This is a genomic window from Pantoea sp. ICBG 828 (assembly GCF_002928355.1).
Taxonomy (GTDB): domain Bacteria; phylum Pseudomonadota; class Gammaproteobacteria; order Enterobacterales; family Enterobacteriaceae; genus Pantoea; species Pantoea dispersa.
The window spans coordinates 40,665-59,030 of record NZ_POWN01000012.1; the positions used below are offsets into that span (position 1 = coordinate 40,665).

At 58.4% G+C, this 18,366-nt stretch carries 15 protein-coding genes; 14 read left to right on the forward strand and 1 reads right to left on the reverse strand.

Features of this window, described 5'->3' with window-relative positions; all coding sequences use genetic code 11:
• The first annotated feature begins 2 nt into the window (after positions 1 to 2).
• The 8 genes from C1Y43_RS21705 to rpoS all read left to right on the forward strand — a co-directional run bounded on the left by C1Y43_RS21705 (position 3) and on the right by rpoS (position 10,347).
• The gene (locus tag C1Y43_RS21705) at positions 3 to 1,046 is read left to right on the forward strand and encodes a LacI family DNA-binding transcriptional regulator (protein ID WP_104189664.1); all 1,044 of its coding nucleotides are present in this window, start codon (positions 3 to 5) and stop codon (positions 1,044 to 1,046) included.
• Positions 1,047 to 1,204: 158 nt separating this feature from the next.
• Entirely contained in the window at positions 1,205 to 2,275 is a 1,071-nt protein-coding gene (locus tag C1Y43_RS21710; RefSeq protein ID WP_104189666.1) for an SIS domain-containing protein, read from the forward strand.
• Positions 2,276 to 2,305: 30 nt separating this feature from the next.
• On the forward strand, positions 2,306 to 3,673 hold the full coding sequence (locus C1Y43_RS21715; protein ID WP_104189668.1) for a PTS transporter subunit EIIC: 1,368 nt from the start codon (positions 2,306 to 2,308) through the stop codon (positions 3,671 to 3,673).
• Between the two features lie 79 nt (positions 3,674 to 3,752).
• Positions 3,753 to 5,144, forward strand: a complete 1,392-nt coding sequence (locus C1Y43_RS21720; RefSeq protein ID WP_104189670.1) for an OprD family outer membrane porin — start codon at positions 3,753 to 3,755, stop codon at positions 5,142 to 5,144.
• A gap of 11 nt (positions 5,145 to 5,155) precedes the next feature.
• The gene (locus C1Y43_RS21725; protein WP_104189672.1) at positions 5,156 to 7,000 is read left to right on the forward strand and encodes a glycoside hydrolase family 9 protein; all 1,845 of its coding nucleotides are present in this window, start codon (positions 5,156 to 5,158) and stop codon (positions 6,998 to 7,000) included.
• A 385-nt stretch (positions 7,001 to 7,385) separates the two neighbouring features.
• The gene (locus C1Y43_RS21730) at positions 7,386 to 8,012 is read left to right on the forward strand and encodes a protein-L-isoaspartate(D-aspartate) O-methyltransferase (protein WP_104189673.1); all 627 of its coding nucleotides are present in this window, start codon (positions 7,386 to 7,388) and stop codon (positions 8,010 to 8,012) included.
• 166 nt (positions 8,013 to 8,178) lie between these two features.
• The gene (gene nlpD, locus C1Y43_RS21735) at positions 8,179 to 9,303 is read left to right on the forward strand and encodes a murein hydrolase activator NlpD (protein ID WP_058776000.1); all 1,125 of its coding nucleotides are present in this window, start codon (positions 8,179 to 8,181) and stop codon (positions 9,301 to 9,303) included.
• A 51-nt stretch (positions 9,304 to 9,354) separates the two neighbouring features.
• A complete protein-coding gene (rpoS, locus tag C1Y43_RS21740) occupies positions 9,355 to 10,347 on the forward strand; it encodes an RNA polymerase sigma factor RpoS (protein ID WP_021507339.1) in 993 nt (330 codons plus the stop codon).
• 93 nt (positions 10,348 to 10,440) lie between these two features.
• Here rpoS and mutS read toward each other — a convergent pair whose 3' ends face one another.
• Positions 10,441 to 12,984: a DNA mismatch repair protein MutS gene (mutS, locus tag C1Y43_RS21745; protein WP_104189675.1), complete on the reverse strand. Its 2,544-nt coding sequence runs from the start codon at positions 12,982 to 12,984 to the stop codon at positions 10,441 to 10,443.
• A 471-nt stretch (positions 12,985 to 13,455) separates the two neighbouring features.
• Between mutS and mltB the strand changes: the two genes are divergently transcribed.
• The 6 genes from mltB (at position 13,456) to C1Y43_RS21775 (ending at position 18,335) form a co-directional block, all read left to right on the forward strand.
• The gene (gene mltB, locus C1Y43_RS21750) at positions 13,456 to 14,538 is read left to right on the forward strand and encodes a lytic murein transglycosylase B (protein WP_031279678.1); all 1,083 of its coding nucleotides are present in this window, start codon (positions 13,456 to 13,458) and stop codon (positions 14,536 to 14,538) included.
• 86 nt (positions 14,539 to 14,624) lie between these two features.
• Positions 14,625 to 14,960 (forward strand): zinc ribbon domain-containing protein YjdM, encoded by a 336-nt coding sequence (locus C1Y43_RS21755; protein ID WP_021507336.1) that lies wholly within the window; start codon positions 14,625 to 14,627, stop codon positions 14,958 to 14,960.
• A gap of 214 nt (positions 14,961 to 15,174) precedes the next feature.
• Complete coding sequence (gene tam, locus C1Y43_RS21760; RefSeq protein ID WP_104189677.1) at positions 15,175 to 15,951, forward strand: trans-aconitate 2-methyltransferase; 777 nt, start codon at positions 15,175 to 15,177, stop codon at positions 15,949 to 15,951.
• A gap of 102 nt (positions 15,952 to 16,053) precedes the next feature.
• Positions 16,054 to 16,548, forward strand: coding sequence for a nicotinamide-nucleotide amidase (pncC, locus tag C1Y43_RS21765; protein WP_058776003.1), 495 nt, complete (start codon positions 16,054 to 16,056; stop codon positions 16,546 to 16,548).
• Positions 16,549 to 16,641: 93 nt separating this feature from the next.
• On the forward strand, positions 16,642 to 17,712 hold the full coding sequence (gene recA, locus C1Y43_RS21770) for a recombinase RecA (protein ID WP_021507334.1): 1,071 nt from the start codon (positions 16,642 to 16,644) through the stop codon (positions 17,710 to 17,712).
• Between the two features lie 107 nt (positions 17,713 to 17,819).
• Positions 17,820 to 18,335: a regulatory protein RecX gene (locus C1Y43_RS21775; RefSeq protein WP_233209874.1), complete on the forward strand. Its 516-nt coding sequence runs from the start codon at positions 17,820 to 17,822 to the stop codon at positions 18,333 to 18,335.
• Positions 18,336 to 18,366 lie beyond the last annotated feature (31 nt).

Below are 18,366 nucleotides of genomic sequence, written 5' to 3' on the forward strand. Positions count from 1 at the left end.
CGATGAGCAAAAATCTTACCATCAAGGATATTGCCGTACTCGCCGGCGTGTCGATCACCACCGTCTCGCGCGTGCTTAACAAGCATGCGTGGGTGTCGGAAAAAACCCGCACGCGGGTGGAACAGGTGATCGCCGAGCATCAGTTCAGCCCCAACCTGATGGCGCGCGGCATGATATCGCGCCAGAGCTATACGCTCGCGGTGATCGTCTCTGACATCACTAACCCTTACTTCGTCACGCTGGTGGCGCAGATTCAGCAGGCCTGTCTGGCCATCGGTTACAAAATCACCCTTTACGATACCCAGTCGGCCAACCGCAGCCCTCAGCATGACGATGATGAAAGCGCGATTTTTCAGTCGATTATCGATAGCCAGATCGATGGGGTGATCGTGCTCGGCGGCCACAGCGACTATGCGCCGATTCCGGCCAACTACCTGACGCTGCTGGAATCGCTGATGGACAAAATGGCGGTGGTGGTGGTGGGGCAGCCGCATCCTGCTGGCCGCTGGCCGTGCGTGATGCGCGACCAGCAGCACTGCGTCGGGCTGGCGGTGAATCATTTGCTGGCGCGCGGCCTGCGTGATATCGCGTTTATTGGCGGTTCGCGCAAAGTGTGGGTGACGCGCGAGCGCGTCAGTCATTTCCACGCCACGCTGCAGCAGGCCGGCATTACGCCGCGCGACAGCTGGATCTGCCTGAATAACTTCTATCCTGAACACGGCTATCAGGCGATTGATACGCTGTGGCAGCAGGCAGAGCAACCGCAGGCGCTGGTGGCAATCAACGATCGCGTGGCGATGGGCGCGATCCGCGCGCTACACGATCGCGGCATTGACGTGCCTGAGCAGGTAGCGGTCATCAGCTGTGAGCGCTTCCCCGGCAGCGAGTATTTTATCCCGCGCCTGACCAGCGTCGATCACCAGAATCCGCAGCTGGGGCAAAACATTATCACCATGATGATGGCGCAGCTGGACGGCAGCTTAAGCCCGCACGCGCGCTGCAGCGCACCGCTAAAGCCGGTATTGATCCCCGGCGAATCCGCCTGATCTTCTCCCCTTAAACGTTCCGCCTGCTTTCGTTGCGCTTTGTTAGCGCGATCGCAATTTCACGATCCTCACGTTGACTTAATATGCGCCATTAAATAAGTTGGCTCACAACCTGAAAACGTTTTCAGGTTGGCGGGAAAACAGTTTAAGGAGCGGTAATGAAACCCACCATGATGACCTACATCCACCAGCAACCCGAGGTGCTGAGCCATCTGCTGGCGTGCTATCCGCAGGGATTACCGGTGCTGGGCAAGGCGAAAACAGTGCTGATTCTGGCCACCGGCTCCAGCATCAACGCCGCGCTCAGCGCCAAATATTACGTTGAGCAACTGACCGGCGTACGCATCAGCGTGCAGGAGCCGTTTCATTTTCAGCACTACGAACAGTGGGATCCGGCGACCGATCTGGTGATCGCGATTTCACAGAGCGGCGAGAGCACTTCGACGCTGGCAGCGATCGACGCGCTGAAAAAACAGCACGGCGTGGCAACCTGGGGCATCACCAGCAAAATCACCAGTCCGCTGGCGCAGGCGGTGGATCACGCCGTAGACATCATGAACGGCGAAGAGCGCGTCGGTTATGTCACTAAAGGCTATGTCGCCACGATTCTGACGCTGATGCTGATTGGCGTGCACAGCGCGCGCCACAGCGGTCGCCTCAGCGCAGAGCAGGAACAGCAGGCGCTGGCGCAACTGCAGCACGGCGTCGACGCGATTCCGGACATCATCGCCCGCACCGAGCGCTTCTGGCAGCGCTGGCAGGACGATCTCACTGCGGCGCCACGCTTTATCTCGATTGGCTTTGGTCCGGCGATTGGCGTGATCAAAGAGATGGAGACCAAATTCAGCGAAACGGTGCGCGTGCCGTCGCAGGGCATTGAACTGGAAGCGTTTATGCATGGCCCCTATTTCGAAATCAATCCGCAGCACCGGCTGTTCTTTATCGATGTCGAGGCGCCGGTGCGCGAACGCCTGCAGCTGCTGCGCCAGTATGAGCAGCGCGTGACGCCGCACGTCTGGAGTCTGTGTCTCGGGGAGAGCGATGATGCGCGCACGCTGGCGCTCGGCGTGGAGGTCAGCGAATGGATGGCGCCGCTGCTGATGGTGATTCCGTTCCAGATCCTCGCGCATCACATCGCTGAAGCCAAAGGCAACAATCTGCCGCAGCGCATATTCACTGATTTTGGCGTGGCGATGAAGAGCAAAACCAAACCGGGTGATTACGACTAACGCCGGGCGCGAGCCATAAGGATAACAACAATGAAACTCGATTACGTGAAGCTGGCGCAGGCCATCAGGGAACAGGTCGGCGGCGACGATAATATCAGCCACATTTCACACTGCGCCACGCGGCTGCGGCTGACGATAAACGATCTGGCCAGTGTCGATATGCCGGCCATCAGTAGCCTGCCGGGCGTCATCCGCGTGGTGAACGCGTCCGGACAGCTGCAGATTGTGGTCGGGCCGCAGGTCGAACAGCTGTATCAGGCGATGCAGCAGGGCGCAGCGCCGGTGGCCGAGCCGGCGAAGCCCGGCAAAGACGAGCGCGGCGTTGCGGGCAAAATGCTGGCCACGCTCGGCGCTATCTTCACGCCCTACATTGGCGTACTGGCCGGCATCGGGGTGATCAAAGGCATCATGGTGCTGCTGCAGACGCAGGGCTGGGTGGCGGACGATGACCTGCTGTTCGCCATGTTCAACGCGCTGGCCAGCGGCGTGTTTGTCTTTCTGCCGTTGTTTATTGCGGTTACCGCGGCAGACCGTTTCGGTGCCAGCCGTTTCACCGCGCTGGCGCTGACTGCGGCGATGGTGTTTCCGCTGACCCAGCCGGATCTGCCGGCGCACTTTGCGCTGTTCGGCCTGAGCATCAGCCTGAAGATTTACGGCGGCGCGGTGATTCCGGCGATTCTGGCGGTGCTGCTGCTGAGCAAGGTTGAGCACCGACTGAAACAGTGGATCCCCGAGGTGGCAGCGCTGGTGTTTGTGCCGTGCCTGTCGCTGCTGATTTGTGGTTTTGTGGTGTTCACGGTGATTGGCCCGCTGGCGGATTACGTTGGCGTCGGCATCGCCAGCGGCTACAGCTGGCTCTATCAGCTCAGCCCGATGATCTCCGGCGCGCTGCTGGCGGGCATAGGTCAGCTGTTCGTGGTGTTTGGCGTCCACTGGGGCATCATCCCGCTGGCGCTGATCAATATTCAGGTGCAGGGCTATGACACCATCATGGCGATGTTTATGTCGGCGGTGATGGGGCAGTTTGGCGCGGTTACCGGCGCGATCTTCATCGCCCGCAGCCTGCGCGACCGGCAGATTGCAATCTCGGCGTCGCTGTCAGCGTTCTTTGGCATCACCGAACCGGCGCTGTACGGCGTCAATCTCAAGTACCGCATGCTGTTTATCTTCGGCTGCATCGGCGCGGCGCTCGGCGGTGGCATCACCGGGCTGCTGCAGGTGAAAACCTACAGTTTCCTGCCGGTGCTGAACGTGTTTGAACTCGGCCTGTTCGAAGGCCCTGAGTCGAAGATGATCTATGAAGTGGCGGCAATTGCCGTGGCTTTCCTCACCCCATTCATTCTGACGCTGATTTACGGCCGCTGGACGCTGCGCAGCGTGAATAAAACCGGCGCCTGATGCGCTGATTCGTTAACACCAAAACAGGGAAATCGCATGCGGCTGCTTCGCAGGGCCGCGTGCACCTTAAGGAAAGGTCATGAACACATTCACCAGGAGAAACAAGGCAGCGCTGCTGCCGCTGGCCACCCTGATGCTGGGCGCGGCACCGCCGGCGCTGGCGGAAGGATTTGTTGAAGACAGCACGCTGGAGGGCACCGTCTATTACTGGCAGCGCCACCGTGAGCGTAAAGATCTCGATCCGCACAGCGCGCACTATCAGCACTATCAGACCAACCTGCATCACAGCACGCTGACCGGCGCGCTCGATTATCAGTCCGGCTATCTGGCCGATACCGTAGGCATTGATGTGGCGGCCTTCGCCACCTGGGATCTGTTTGAAGGCAGCCCGGCGCATCCCAACGAGATCAGCTTCAGTCACGGGCCTTCGATGTGGGAAGACCGTGGCGTCGGCGAACGTAACGGGCTGGATCTCTACCGTGCCGCGCTGAAACTCAAAGCCGGCGACTACTGGCTGCGGGCCGGTTATATCCAGCCGAGCGGTCAGACGCTGCTTGGCACCCAATGGGGATTTCTGCCCGGCACCTACCAGGGCGTGGAAGTCGGGGCGGTCTATGACTATGGCGCTGCCGGCGCGCTGTCGCTGTCGTGGATGGGCGCCAACAAGTACAAAGCACCGTGGTATCGCAAAATGTACGAGTTTCGCGAAATCGACCGGCAAACACGCATTCCTTATCTGCACTCGCTGGGCGCGAAGTATGACTTCAAAAACGGCAACACGCTGGAGCTGGCGTGGGGGGAATCTCCGCATTATCTCGACAAATATTTCGCCAAAGCGGCGCGTCAGACCACGCTGTGGGATAACCCGTTCAGCGTCAGCTGGCAGTTCTACGGCTCGCAGGATCGTACCGGTCGCCATGATGTTTACGATGAGTTTGCCTGGCAGCAGGGCCTGACGCTGGCGTACCAGTGGGATCGCTACCAGTTCCGGCTCGAGGGCAGCGCAGTACACGCACCGGGTAAACAGGGTTACTACACCGTGGCGATGACGCCGATCTATCCCAACTCCGCGGGCCGCATCGATATGTGGTGGGATTCGCGCTCTGACTTCAACGCCGACGGCGAAAAAGCGCTGTTTGCAGGCCTGATGATCGATCTCAGCGACATCGTCTGGCCGGGCGTCAGCATCGGTGGCTCGTTCGCCTGGGGCTGGGACGGTAAACCGGCGCGCGGCGGCGACTGGTCGCAGCAGCAGCGCCTGACGGAAACCGCCATCAATGGCGATCTGGTGTGGCAGGTGCAGTCCGGCTGGGCCAAAGACACGGTATTTAAGCTGCATCTCACCGCCTACAACAACCATAGCGATAACCCCAGCTGGGGCGGCGGCTATGGCAATGTTTTCCAGGATGAAAAGGACCTCAAATTCATGATGATTGCCCCTTTTAGCCTGTTCAATCACTCACGACACTAAGGATGATGACCATGAGGATTCGCTTCTCCGCGCTGACCGCAGCGCTGTTACTGGCCGGGCTGGCGCACGCCGAAACCCACGTTTTAATCAATCAGGTCGGCTACGATGTTGCCGCGCCGAAAAACGCCATCGTGCAGCTGACCGGCGACTCGCGCGCTAAACCGCCGGTGAAATTTACCCTGCTGGATAATGAGACCAATAAAGCGGTGCTGAGCGGCACGCTGCAGCCGCAGGGTGACGTGCCGGGCTGGGACGATCGCACCTTCTATCGTGCCGATTTCTCCGGCTGGCAAACGCCGGGCCGCTACGTGCTGCAAACCACCAGCAGCGACGGCGATGTGCGCTCCGGGCCGTTCATTATTGGTGCCGATCTGCTCGAGCGCTATACATTGTCTGATGTGATTGCCTATTTCAAAAGCCAGCGCGTTACCGGCCTGTTCGATAAGGCGGACCGCAAACTGCCGCTGCCACCGGGCACCGGCAGCGGCACGGTTGACGTCCACGGCGGATGGTATGACGCCACCGGCGATTACGGCGTGCACCTGTCGCACCAGAATCTGACCTCTTATTTCAATCCGCAGCAGGCGCCGCTGGTGGCGTGGAGCTTACTGCGCGGTTATCAAAATCTCGGGGCGCGGGATAACCCGAACTTTGATGAGTATCGCCGGCGCATGCTCGACGAAGGGCTGTACGGTGCCGATTTCCTGGTGCGCATGAAGCGGCCGGGGGAATCCTTCTTCCAGGCGATCTCATCGCCGGGCAAAGAGAAGCTGGCTCAGGACCGGGTGATCGCCAATCCCAACTGGCGCACGCAGATCAAAGAGAAGGAGTCAGATTCCACCATTGTTGAAGAGGAGGCGGTCGGCCCGCTGGCGTGGCAGGCCAGTTTCCGCTCCGGTGCCGGCATGTCAATTGCCGCGCTGGCGCTGGCCAGCACCATGGAGAATGACGGCAACTTCACGCGGCAGCAGTATCTGCAAACCGCAGAAGATGCCTTTGCCTTCCTGCAGAAAAATAACCTGCGCATGGTGAACGACGGCAAAGAGAACATCGTGGATGATTACACCGCGCTGCTGGCGGCAACCGAACTGTATCGTGCCTCGCAAAAAGCGGTCTATCTGGCTGCGGCGCAGCAGCGCGCGGAGAGCCTGATGGCGCGACTGACGTCGCTGGATAACTGGCATGACTACTGGCGTGCCGACGGCGAAAAACGCCCGTTCTTCCATCCGTCCGATGCCGGTCTGCCGGTGATCGCACTGCTGGAGTACGCGCGCATCGCGCCGCAGGCGCAGCAGGCGAGTATCCGCCAGACGGTGAAACGCTCGCTGAGCTTTGAACTGGCGGTGACTAAAGAGAGCAGTAACCCGTTTGGCTATGCGCGCCAGCTGATTCAGCTGAAAGACGGCGTGAAGCGCACCAGCTTCTTCTTCCCGCACGACAGCGAAGCTGCGCCGTGGTGGCAGGGCGAAAACGCGCGTATCGCGTCGCTGGCCGCCGCCGCCCGTCAGGCAATGCCGCTGTTCGCGGACGATAAAGCCTTCACGCAGCAGCTGCAGAGTTATGCCTGGGATCAGCTCAACTGGATCCTCGGTCATAATCCGTACGACGTCAGCATGCTGACCGGCAGCGGCTATCGTCACATCAGCTATCTGTTCTTCAATTCGTGGAAATACACCACGCTGCCGGGCGGTATCGTTAACGGCATCACTGGCGCGTCGAATCAGGTGGCGGACGGTATCGCCTTTGACGAAGGTTATGCGGTCACACGGAAGGATGACGACTGGCGCTGGGCGGAAGGCTGGCTGCCGCACTCGGCCTGGTATCTGTATGCGGTGAGCTTACCGGATCGTCACTGAGGTGATAAATCAGCCCGGCTTTTCGCCGGGCTTTTTACTGGGTGCCATTGCGTTTGACTGCTTATTGTTGCGACAACTGCCGACGGTTGCGTGATTTACGCCTACCACTTCCCGCGCCTCACCGCTAGAATGCAAACATCCTTGTGCCGCCAGCGCAGGACCGCTTGCGCCGCTGAAGGCGCAAAACGGGCGCGGCGGTCGGTGGACCGGTTAATGAAAAAGGTCAGAATCAGATGCGGATACGGCTCAGCAACGATGATGGAATTCAGACTCCCGGCATTGGCGTGTTCCCTGGCGTGAAGACATTACGACAGGTTGATCCTGGCGCCGGCGTGGCGCGGAAGAGGGCAGGCGACGGGCTGTACCAGGCTGAGGTGAATCCGGCATGGTAAACCGGCGCATCGAAACGCTTCTGGCCCAACTGCGCACGCAGGGTATTCACGATGAGCATCTGCTGAAAGCCATCGCTGATGTCCCGCGTGAACGCTTTATTGACGAGGCTTTTGAACATAAAGCCTGGGAAAATGTGGCGCTGCCGATTGGCAACGGCCAGACCATTTCTCAGCCTTATATGGTGGCGCGCATGACGGCGCTGCTGGAGCTGAACCCGACCTCGCGCGTGCTGGAAATTGGCACCGGTTCGGGTTATCAGACCGCCATTCTCGCGCATCTGGTTAACCACGTTTACTCGGTTGAACGCATCAAAGGGCTGCAGTGGCAGGCGAAACGCCGCCTGAAGCAGCTCGATCTGCATAACATTTCCACACGCCACGGCGACGGCTGGCAGGGCTGGGCCGCGCGGGGGCCGTTTGATGCCATTATTGTGACTGCCGCACCGCCAGAAATTCCGACTGCGCTGATAGCGCAACTGGGAGAAGGCGGCAAAATGGTGCTGCCGATGGGTGAGGACCAGCAGGTACTTAAGCGCCTGCGTCGTCAGGGTGGTGAAATCATTGAAGAAACGATTGAGCCGGTGCGCTTTGTGCCGCTGGTTCAGGGCGATCTGGCATAAAGCCATCTTACGTATTTCTTCACAATCGTTACATGGCATGGCGCAGTTGATATTGTTACTATCCTTGTTAATCAATGCGAAAGCGCGTTTTTGACGGCACAGATAGTGAATCATGCGGTCAACGTCGACACACAGTTTTATCCAGGATTGCCATCACGGGGGATCAATGAGCACGGGAAGCACAGTATTTCAATTACGCCGTCTGGCGGCACTTTCACTGGTCGGTTTTTGGCTGGCAGGCTGTAGCTCTGGCGACAACACACAAGCCCCCATCAGCCAGATTGGCAGCAACAGCGGCGACAGCGGTATGGCTGCTGCTCCCACCACAGGCGGCGGCATGATCGCCGCGCAGAACAGCACCGTGCCGGCGATGCCGCGTGGTGGAATGTTAAGCGGTGGTACACCATCAGCCGCGCCTGCAGGTGGAATGGTTAGTGGTAATAATAATGTGACCACCGAAAATGGTCGTATTGTGTACAATCGCAATTATGGGAATATTCCTAAAGGCAGCTACGGCGGTGAAACCTACACCGTTAAGCGAGGCGATACGCTGTTCTATATTGCCTGGATTACCGGCAATGATTTCCGCGATCTGGCACAGCGCAATAATATCGCGGCGCCCTATAGCCTGAGCGCCGGGCAGACGTTACAGGTGGGTAACGGTAACGGTCAGACCATCACCGGTGGTAACGCGATAACCGCAGCGGATGCCACGCAGGGCGGCGTTCCGGTGGCATCGAATCAGACGCAAATTAAATCCACCCCTGTTGCACAGCAACCTGTTATTACGTATTCTGATGATTCGGGTTCGACAGGCGGGAAAATGCTGCCGTCGAAAGGGGCAAATAATGTGGCAACGACCACAGCTCCGGTTACCGCACCGCCCACAGTTAGCAGCACAACTAATAGCACAACCCCAGTGGGAAGCTGGCGTTGGCCGACTGATGGGAAGATCATCGATAACTTCTCCGCTGCGGAAGGCGGAAACAAAGGGATCGATATCGCCGGGTCGCGTGGACAACCTGTCGTCGCCACTGCATCAGGAAGAGTGGTATACGCAGGCAACGCGCTCCGCGGGTACGGTAATTTAATTATCATCAAACACAACGATGATTACCTGAGTGCCTACGCCCACAACGATACCATGCTGGTCCGGGAACAACAGGAAGTTAAGGCGGGGCAAAAAATCGCTACCATGGGTAGCACCGGAACCAGTTCAGTAAGATTGCACTTTGAAATTCGTTACAAGGGGAAATCCGTAAACCCGTTGCGTTATTTACCGCAGCGATAATCCGGCAGAACCTTAGGTGTTCTGCCCTTGGATCACGGGTAGGAGCCGCTTATGAGCCAGAATACGCTGAAAGTTAATGAGTTACACGATGATGCGGAATTCGAGGAGAACGGAGCTGAGGTTTTTGATGAGAAGGCTCTCGTTGAGAACGAACCTGGTGATAATGAAGTAGCTGAAGAAGAGTTGCTGTCACAGGGTGCGACGCAACGCGTTCTGGATGCGACGCAGCTTTACCTCGGCGAGATTGGTTATTCACCACTGTTAACGGCGGAAGAAGAGGTGTTCTTCGCCCGTCGCGCATTACGCGGTGACATTCCTTCTCGTCGTCGCATGATCGAAAGTAACTTACGCCTGGTGGTAAAGATTGCCCGTCGTTATAGCAATCGTGGTCTGGCGCTGCTGGATCTGATTGAAGAGGGTAATCTCGGCCTGATTCGCGCCGTAGAGAAGTTTGACCCGGAACGCGGGTTCCGCTTCTCAACTTATGCCACCTGGTGGATTCGTCAGACCATTGAACGGGCTATCATGAACCAAACCCGTACTATTCGTCTGCCGATTCACATTGTTAAAGAGCTGAACGTTTACCTGCGTACCGCGCGTGAACTGTCGCACAAGCTGGACCATGAGCCGAGTGCGGAAGAGATCGCCGAGCAGCTGGACAAGCCAGTTGATGACGTAAGCCGTATGTTGCGTCTCAACGAGCGCATTACGTCGGTTGATACGCCGTTAGGCGGTGATTCCGAGAAAGCGCTGCTGGATATCCTGGCCGATGAGAAAGACAACGGTCCGGAAGACACCACGCAGGACGATGATATGAAACAGAGCATCGTTAAGTGGTTGTTTGAACTCAATGCCAAGCAGCGTGAAGTGCTGGCGCGTCGTTTCGGCCTGTTAGGCTATGAAGCGGCAACGCTGGAAGATGTGGGCCGCGAAATCGGTTTAACCCGTGAGCGTGTCCGTCAGATTCAGGTAGAAGGTCTGCGTCGTCTGCGTGAAATTCTGCAGACGCAGGGTCTGAATATCGAAGCACTGTTCCGCGAATAAGCCGTAGCTGGCAATAAAAACGGTGACCATAAGGTCACCGTTTTTTTATGCCTGTCATTCAGGCCGGCGCGCCGCGAACGCGCCGGTGACTGATTACATCAGGGTTTTCAGACGGTAAATCCACTCCAGCGCCTGTTTGGGCGTCAGTCTGTCCGGATCGAGCGCTTCCAGCGCCTCCACTGCCGGCGAGGTTTCCGCCACCAGCAGCGGCAGCTGTGAGCCCTCCACCGTTGAGCCGGCAGAACTGCCCGACAGCGCTTCCAGCTCTTTTAGCTTGTGACGCGCACGCTTAATCACCTCTTTCGGCACCCCGGCCAGCGCCGCCACGGCCAGGCCGTAGCTCTTGCTCGCGGCGCCATCCTGCACGCTGTGCATAAAGGCAATGGTGTCACCGTGTTCCACCGCATCAAGATGCACATTCACCACGCCTTCCATTTTCTCCGGCAGGGTCGTGAGCTCGAAGTAGTGGGTAGCAAACAGCGTCATGGCTTTGATGCGATTCGCCAGGCTTTCGGCACAGGCCCAGGCGAGCGACAGGCCATCATAAGTGGACGTACCGCGGCCGATTTCGTCCATCAGCACCAGGCTGTTTTCGGTGGCGTTATGCAGAATGTTGGCGGTCTCGGTCATCTCGACCATAAAGGTAGAGCGACCGGAGGCGAGATCGTCAGCGGCACCGACACGGGTAAAGATGCGATCGATGGGGCCGATCACCGTCTCTTCCGCTGGCACATAGCTGCCGATCCAGGCCATCAGTGCAATCAGGGCCGTCTGCCGCATGTAAGTACTCTTACCGCCCATGTTGGGGCCGGTAATGATCAGCATGCGACGCTGCATTGAGAGCGACAGCGGGTTGGCAATGAACGGCTCTTTCAGCACCTGTTCCACCACCGGATGGCGACCGGCGGTGATGCGAATCCCGGCTTTCTCCTGCAGCACCGGGCGGCAGTAGTTGAGCGTCCAGGCGCGCTCGGCCAGGTTGGCCAGTACGTCCAGTTCTGCCAGCGCCGCGGCGCTCTGCTGCAGCGCTTCGAGGTGCGGCAGCAGGCGATCGAACAGCTCGTCATACAGGCTCTTTTCCAGCGCCAGCGCTTTGCCTTTCGACGTGAGAACCTTGTCTTCGTACTCTTTCAGTTCGGGAATGATATAGCGCTCAGCATTTTTCAGCGTCTGGCGGCGAACGTAATGGATAGGCACCAGATGGCTCTGTCCGCGGCTGACCTGAATGTAATAGCCGTGCACAGCATTGAAGCCAACCTTCAGCGTATCCAGCCCCAGTTTTTCGCGCTCGCGAATCTCCAGGCGGTCAAGATAGTCGCTGGCGCCGTCGGCCAGCGCGCGCCACTCGTCCAGCTCGGCGTTATAGCCGGGCGCGATAACACCACCGTCGCGCACCAGCACCGGCGGCGATTCAATAATGGCGCTTTCCAGCAGTTCGCGCAGTTCGCTGAAATCCCCCATCCGATCGCGCAGCGCGTTGAGATGGGGCGCTGCCACGTCCGCTAACTGGGTATTGAGTTCAGGTAATTGCTGGAAGGCATGACGCATGCGTGCCAGATCGCGCGGACGCGCGGTGCGCAGCGCCAGACGTGCCAGAATACGCTCCAGATCGCCCACCTGGCGCAGCACCGGTTGCAGTTCTTCGCTCAGCGACTGCAGTTCGGCAATTGATTCCTGGCGGCGCGTGATGGTGGCTACGTCGCGCAGCGGCATATGCAGCCAGCGCTTCAGCATGCGGCTACCCATCGGCGTGACGGTTTTATCCAGCACCGCCGCGAGCGTATTTTCGCTGCCGCCCGCCAGATTCTGGGTGATTTCCAGATTGCGCCGGGTAGCCGCATCCATAATGACGCTGTCCTGCTGGCGCTCCATACTCAGTGAACGAATATGGGGCAGCGAGGTGCGCTGCGTATCTTTCACATACTGCAGCAGACAGCCCGCCGCGCGCAGCGCCAGATGCGCCTGCTCGACGCCAAAGCCGCTGAGATCGCGCGTGCCAAACTGCAGGTTCAACTGCTGACGCGCGGTGTCGATTTCGAATTCCCACAGCGGACGCCGCCGCAGTCCGCGGCGCTGATCAATCAGCGTCATGGCCTGCAAATCCTCTGGATAGAGCAACTCTGCCGGATTGGTGCGCTGCAGTTCAGCCGCCATGGTCTCGACATCGCCCGGCTCGCTGAGGCGGAAACGCCCGGAGCTGATATCCAGCGTGGCGTAGCCAAAACCGCGCTGGCTCTGGAAGATGGCTGCCAGCAGGTTATCCTGGCGCTCCTGCAGTAACGCTTCATCACTGATGGTGCCGGGCGTTACGATGCGCACCACTTTACGCTCAACCGGCCCTTTGCTGAGTGCCGGATCGCCAATCTGTTCACAGATCGCCACCGATTCGCCCAGCTGCACCAGCTTCGCCAGATAGCCCTCAACGGCATGATAGGGCACGCCGGCCATCGGGATCGGTTCCCCGGCGGACGCGCCGCGTTTGGTCAGCGAGATCTCCAGCAGCTGCGATGCGCGTCTGGCATCGTCGTAGAACAGCTCATAGAAATCGCCCATGCGATAAAACAGCAGGATGTCAGGATGATCGGCCTTCAGGCGCAGGTATTGCTGCATCATGGGGGTGTGGCCACTGAAGTCCATTTGCTCTGCTCCTTTCATCTCATTCTCACTCAGGATTCACTCTTTTGATTTCCGCTGGCTGGACAGGGGCAGCCGGGATGTATGGTTATCACACTGGCGGATAACGAAAGGGCAGATGTTAGCATTTTTGCGCAGCCCGCTTCATCCGCCAGCCGATGTTTCTGGCTGGCGACCATATCAAATTGCGACAGGCGGTAAAAAGCAAATTTTACGCGGCGGGGAAAACTGTGGAGCCAGCACGCAAATCCGGCGCTTAGCCGCGGCCGGGTGAGGCCGCTGCCGCGCTACAGGTGAGCGTCAGTTCGGTCAGTGCACCCCTTACCTCAGCGGCGTTTTCATTACCTGACCAGAGATAGGGCTGGTCATAACTGCAGAATCACAACGGGCGTAAATTTACGACATTGCTCTGTAAGTCGCTTCGTTGAACGATTACCATGAGCATTCGTGTTTCATCTGGCTTATGGATATCCGATGCGTTTTAAGGTTGCTCTTCTTCCGCTTATTTGTTTGCTTGCTGCCTGCAGCAGTAAGCCTGCCCCCCAGCAGCAATCCGCCGTTGTGCCTGCACCGAAAGGGGGGTTTTTACTGGAACCTTCTCACGCCATTCAGCCGATGTTTGGCGACTTTGCCGGTAATCCGGCGGCGGAACAATTTATCGATCAGATGGTGGCGAAGCACGGTTTCAACCGCGACCAGCTGCATGCGGTCATTGGTCAGGCGAAGCGACTGGATTACGTGCTGCGCCTGATGGATCAGCAGGCACCGAGCTATACGCCGCCGAGCGGGCCGAACGGCGCGTGGATTCGCTATCGCAATAAATTCATCACCCCGGATAACGTGCAGAACGGCGTCGCCTTCTGGAATCAATATCAGGATGCGCTGCAGCGCGCCCAGCAGGTGTATGGCGTACCGCCGGAGATCATCGTCGGGATTATCGGGGTGGAAACACGCTGGGGTCGGGTGATGGGCAAAACCCGTCTGCTGGATGCGCTGGCGACGCTCTCGTTTAGCTATCCGCGCCGTGCCGCTTACTTCAGCAGCGAGCTGGAAACCTTCCTGCTGATGGCGCGCACCGAGCAGGACGATCCGCTGGATCTGCGCGGCTCTTTCGCCGGTGCCATGGGCTACGGCCAGTTTATGCCGTCCTCCTATAAGCAGTATGCGGTCGATTTTAACGGCGACGGCCATATCAATCTGTGGGATCCGGTGGATGCCATCGGCAGCGTTGCCAACTACTTTAAAGCGCACGGCTGGCGTTCCGGTGAAAACGTCGCCGTGCCCGCCAGCGGTCAGGCACCGGCGCTGGAGAACGGTTTCAAAACCTCTTATTCAGTGAATACGCTGGCGGCCAGCGGTCTGGCACCGCAGGGTTCGCTGGACGGCAACAGCCAGGTCAGCCTGCTGCGGCTGGATCTCGGCACCAGCTATCAATACTGGTACGGTCTGCCTAATTTCTACGTGATTACGCGCTACAACCACAGCACGCACTATGCCATGGCGGTGTGGCAGCTGGGGCAGGCGGTCGCCCAGGCGCGTCAGGGCAACATGCTTTAATCCTGTCCTTATAAAGTATGAGGGTATAAGATGGCGCCCGTTTTGCGGTGCCTTCTTCATCGCATACCGACCACTGAGGAATATGTATGACGACTTTACCTGCCTGCCCGGCCTGCCAGGCAGATTACACCTGGCAGGAGGGTGAAAACCTGAACTGCCCCTCCTGCGGCCATATCTGGTCCGCCAGCGCGGATGACAGCAGCGAAGGGCTGGTGGTGCGCGATGCCAACGGTAACCTGCTGGCAGATGGCGATAGCGTAACCGTAGTGAAAGATCTCAAGGTGAAAGGCAGCTCTTCCACCCTGAAAATCGGCACCAAAGTGAAAAGCATCCGTCTGGTTGAAGGTGACCACAATATCGATTGCAAAATCGACGGCTTCGGTCCGATGAAACTCAAATCTGAGTTTGTGAAAAAGAACTAATTGCAGGACGGCCATGTGCCGTCCTGTTGCTTTCTCCCTTCTGGTTGGGCTGGTAACCACAGCCTCACCAGCGCGCGATATCGCCACGCCCGAACCTGCTGTCTCTGATTCCGCTGCGCCACTCACACTTTTCCGGCAACCGCACTTTTCTCTTCGCGCCTCGCGCAGCAAAACAGGTAGTGTGTGACTCTTCCACACAGACAGGAGCGTTGCTATGCAAGACTGGAATCCCCAGCTGTATCGTCAGTTTGAATCTGAGCGTACGCGTCCGGCACAGGAGTTGCTGGCGCGTATTCCCGTCAACGAGGTGCGCTTTGCTACGGACCTGGGATGTGGCCCGGGCAACAGCACGGAACTGCTGGCACAGGCCTGGCCGCAGGCGCACATCACTGGCATCGACAGCTCTGAGGCGATGCTGGAACAGGCGCGGCAACGCCTGCCGGACTGTGATTTTCGTCAGGCCGATATCCGCAGCTGGCAGCCTGAGCAGCCGCAACAGGTCATTTATGCCAACGCGTCGCTGCAATGGCTGACCGACCACGAAACCTTGTTGCCGCATCTGGTAAACCAGCTGGCACCGGGCGGAGCACTGGCGGTGCAAATGCCGGATAACCTGCAGGAGCCGTCGCATCGTCTGATGCGTGAGGTGGCGGCCAGCTCACGCTGGCAGGCGCATATTTCGCCTCAGGCGGCAGAACGCAAACGCCTGCTGAGCAGCGATCGCTACTATGATTTATTAGGCGATGCAGGCTGTCAGGTCGATATCTGGCGCACCACTTACTATCATCCGATGGCGGATGCGCAGGCGATTATCAGCTGGTTGCGTGCCACCGGGCTGCGTCCGTTCCTTGCCGCGCTGGATGAGGCGCAGCAGGCTGACTTTTTACGCGACTATCATCAGGCGCTGCTGCCCGCTTACCCGACGTGCAGTAATGGACAGGTTTTGCTGGCCTTTCCGCGTTTATTTATGGTGGCGGTGAAAACGCACTGACCTCACCGGAACGCAGCGCGCAAAATGCGACGGTGGCGGTTGAAAAGGGCTTGTTGCCGCACCATTTACTGCTAACGTGAAGCGCCACAACAGGAGAAGGCGATGAACGACGAACAACTTCAGCAGCTCAGCCGACGTATTGGCGAACAGCTCAGGCATCGTCAGGCGACGGTGACGGCGGCGGAGTCCTGTACCGGCGGCTGGATTGCCAAGGTATTTACCGACATCAGCGGCAGTTCTGCGTGGTTTGAGCGCGGCTTTGTTACCTATAGCAATGAGGCCAAGCAGCAGATGGTTGGCGTGCAGGCGGCGACGCTGGCGCAGCACGGTGCCGTCAGTGAGCAAACGGTACGCGAAATGGTGACCGGCGCCTGTGCCGCGGCCGGCGCCGGCTACGGTATTGCGGTGAGCGGTATCGCCGGGCCGGATGGCGGCACGGCAGAAAAGCCGGTCGGTACCGTCTGGTTTGCGCTGGCAGGTCCGGAGGGCCGCGTGCTGGCGCAGCGCCAGCAGTTTGCCGGCGATCGTGATGCTGTCCGGCGTCAGTCGGTTAGCTGGGCGCTGCAGGCGCTGCTGGATGAATTTCTGACAAATTAAACTTGATGCTGTATGACTATACAGTATAATTAGCGGCAACAGAACGAGCAGGCATACACGGTGCCCGCTCACCCGGCATGATTAGGAGTGGAAATGGCGATTGACGAGAACAAACAGAAGGCTTTAGCTGCCGCGCTGGGCCAGATTGAGAAACAATTTGGTAAAGGCTCCATCATGCGCCTGGGTGAAGACCGCTCGATGGATGTTGAAACCATCTCTACCGGCTCCCTGTCGCTGGACATCGCGCTGGGCGCAGGTGGCCTGCCAATGGGCCGTATCGTTGAGATCTACGGACCTGAGTCCTCCGGTAAAACCACGCTGACCCTGCAGGTCATTGCTGCTGCGCAGCGTAAAGGCAAAACCTGTGCCTTTATCGATGCCGAGCACGCGCTGGATCCGGTATACGCCAAGAAACTGGGCGTCGACATTGATAACCTGCTGTGTTCGCAGCCGGATACCGGTGAGCAGGCGCTGGAGATCTGTGATGCGCTGGCCCGTTCGGGTGCGGTAGACGTGATCATCGTTGACTCCGTGGCGGCGCTGACGCCGAAAGCGGAAATCGAAGGTGAAATCGGTGATTCGCACATGGGTCTGGCTGCGCGTATGATGAGCCAGGCGATGCGTAAGCTGGCGGGTAACCTCAAGCAGTCCAACACGCTGCTGATCTTCATCAACCAGATTCGTATGAAGATTGGTGTGATGTTCGGTAACCCGGAAACCACCACCGGTGGTAACGCCCTGAAATTCTACGCCTCTGTGCGTCTGGATATCCGCCGTATCGGCGCCATTAAAGAGGGCGACGAAGTGGTGGGGAGCGAAACCCGCGTTAAAGTGGTGAAGAACAAAGTGGCAGCACCGTTTAAGCAGGCTGAGTTCCAGATCATGTACGGTGAAGGCATCAACACCTTCGGCGAACTGGTTGACCTCGGCGTGAAGCACAAACTGGTGGAAAAAGCCGGTGCGTGGTACAGCTACAACGGCGATAAAATCGGCCAGGGTAAAGCGAACGCTACCAACTTCCTCAAAGAGAACCCGGCGATTGCCAATGAACTCGACGTTAAGCTGCGTGACATGCTGTTGACCGGCGCAACGGCGGAAGCGGCGACAGCGGATAGCGCGGCTGATAAATACGAAGAAGCCAGCGAAACCAACGAAGATTTCTAACCATACTCACGGGAGCAGCAATGCTCCCGTTTTGCTTTTTCCCGCCCGTGCTTTTCCTCTCTGCCTTCTTGCTTTACCCTGCGCAACAGTCACAACAAGGTAATCCTATGTCATCGACCTCATCACAGGCTCCGGAGCCAACCTTTTCCCGGGTACTCGATCGTGCCATGCGTATTTTGTCGCAGCGCGACCATAGCCGCGACGAGCTGAAACGCAAACTGCAGCTGAACAATCAGCGTGCGGCCTGGCTACAGCAACAGGAGAGCCAGCCGATACCGGAAGCGCTGCTGGAGAAAGTGCTCGACTGGTGTCAGGAGAATGGCTGGCTCAACGACCAGCGTTTTACCGAACACTTTATTCAGAGTCGCGCGCGCAAAGGCTATGGTCCACAGCGGGTGCGCATGGAGCTGCAGCAAAAAGGCATCGACCGTGATGAGATCAACCAGGCGCTGTTCGACAGCGAGGTTGACTGGAGCCAGTGCGCGGCCGAGGTCGCTAAACGTAAATTCGGCGAACCGCTGCCGCAAAGCTGGGCGGAAAAAAGCAAAGTCCAGCGCTTTCTGATGTCGAAAGGCTTTATGATGGAAGACATTCAGGCGATTTTCAGAAATATTGACGACTGAAAGGCGATGGGATTTTACTTCCCATTGAAGA

Excerpts from the sequence above, each read along its gene's own strand:
- C1Y43_RS21705 (WP_104189664.1), top strand. The coding sequence starts at position 3 with ATGAGCAAAAATCTTACCATCAAGGATATTGCCGTACTCGCCGGCGTG.
- C1Y43_RS21710 (WP_104189666.1), top strand. The coding sequence starts at position 1,205 with ATGAAACCCACCATGATGACCTACATCCACCAGCAACCCGAGGTGCTG.
- C1Y43_RS21715 (WP_104189668.1), top strand. The coding sequence starts at position 2,306 with ATGAAACTCGATTACGTGAAGCTGGCGCAGGCCATCAGGGAACAGGTC.
- C1Y43_RS21720 (WP_104189670.1), top strand. The coding sequence starts at position 3,753 with ATGAACACATTCACCAGGAGAAACAAGGCAGCGCTGCTGCCGCTGGCC.
- C1Y43_RS21725 (WP_104189672.1), top strand. The coding sequence starts at position 5,156 with ATGAGGATTCGCTTCTCCGCGCTGACCGCAGCGCTGTTACTGGCCGGG.
- C1Y43_RS21730 (WP_104189673.1), top strand. The coding sequence starts at position 7,386 with ATGGTAAACCGGCGCATCGAAACGCTTCTGGCCCAACTGCGCACGCAG.
- nlpD (WP_058776000.1), top strand. The coding sequence starts at position 8,179 with ATGAGCACGGGAAGCACAGTATTTCAATTACGCCGTCTGGCGGCACTT.
- rpoS (WP_021507339.1), top strand. The coding sequence starts at position 9,355 with ATGAGCCAGAATACGCTGAAAGTTAATGAGTTACACGATGATGCGGAA.
- mutS (WP_104189675.1), bottom strand. The coding sequence starts at position 12,984 with ATGGACTTCAGTGGCCACACCCCCATGATGCAGCAATACCTGCGCCTG.
- mltB (WP_031279678.1), top strand. The coding sequence starts at position 13,456 with ATGCGTTTTAAGGTTGCTCTTCTTCCGCTTATTTGTTTGCTTGCTGCC.
- C1Y43_RS21755 (WP_021507336.1), top strand. The coding sequence starts at position 14,625 with ATGACGACTTTACCTGCCTGCCCGGCCTGCCAGGCAGATTACACCTGG.
- tam (WP_104189677.1), top strand. The coding sequence starts at position 15,175 with ATGCAAGACTGGAATCCCCAGCTGTATCGTCAGTTTGAATCTGAGCGT.
- pncC (WP_058776003.1), top strand. The coding sequence starts at position 16,054 with ATGAACGACGAACAACTTCAGCAGCTCAGCCGACGTATTGGCGAACAG.
- recA (WP_021507334.1), top strand. The coding sequence starts at position 16,642 with ATGGCGATTGACGAGAACAAACAGAAGGCTTTAGCTGCCGCGCTGGGC.
- C1Y43_RS21775 (WP_233209874.1), top strand. The coding sequence starts at position 17,820 with ATGTCATCGACCTCATCACAGGCTCCGGAGCCAACCTTTTCCCGGGTA.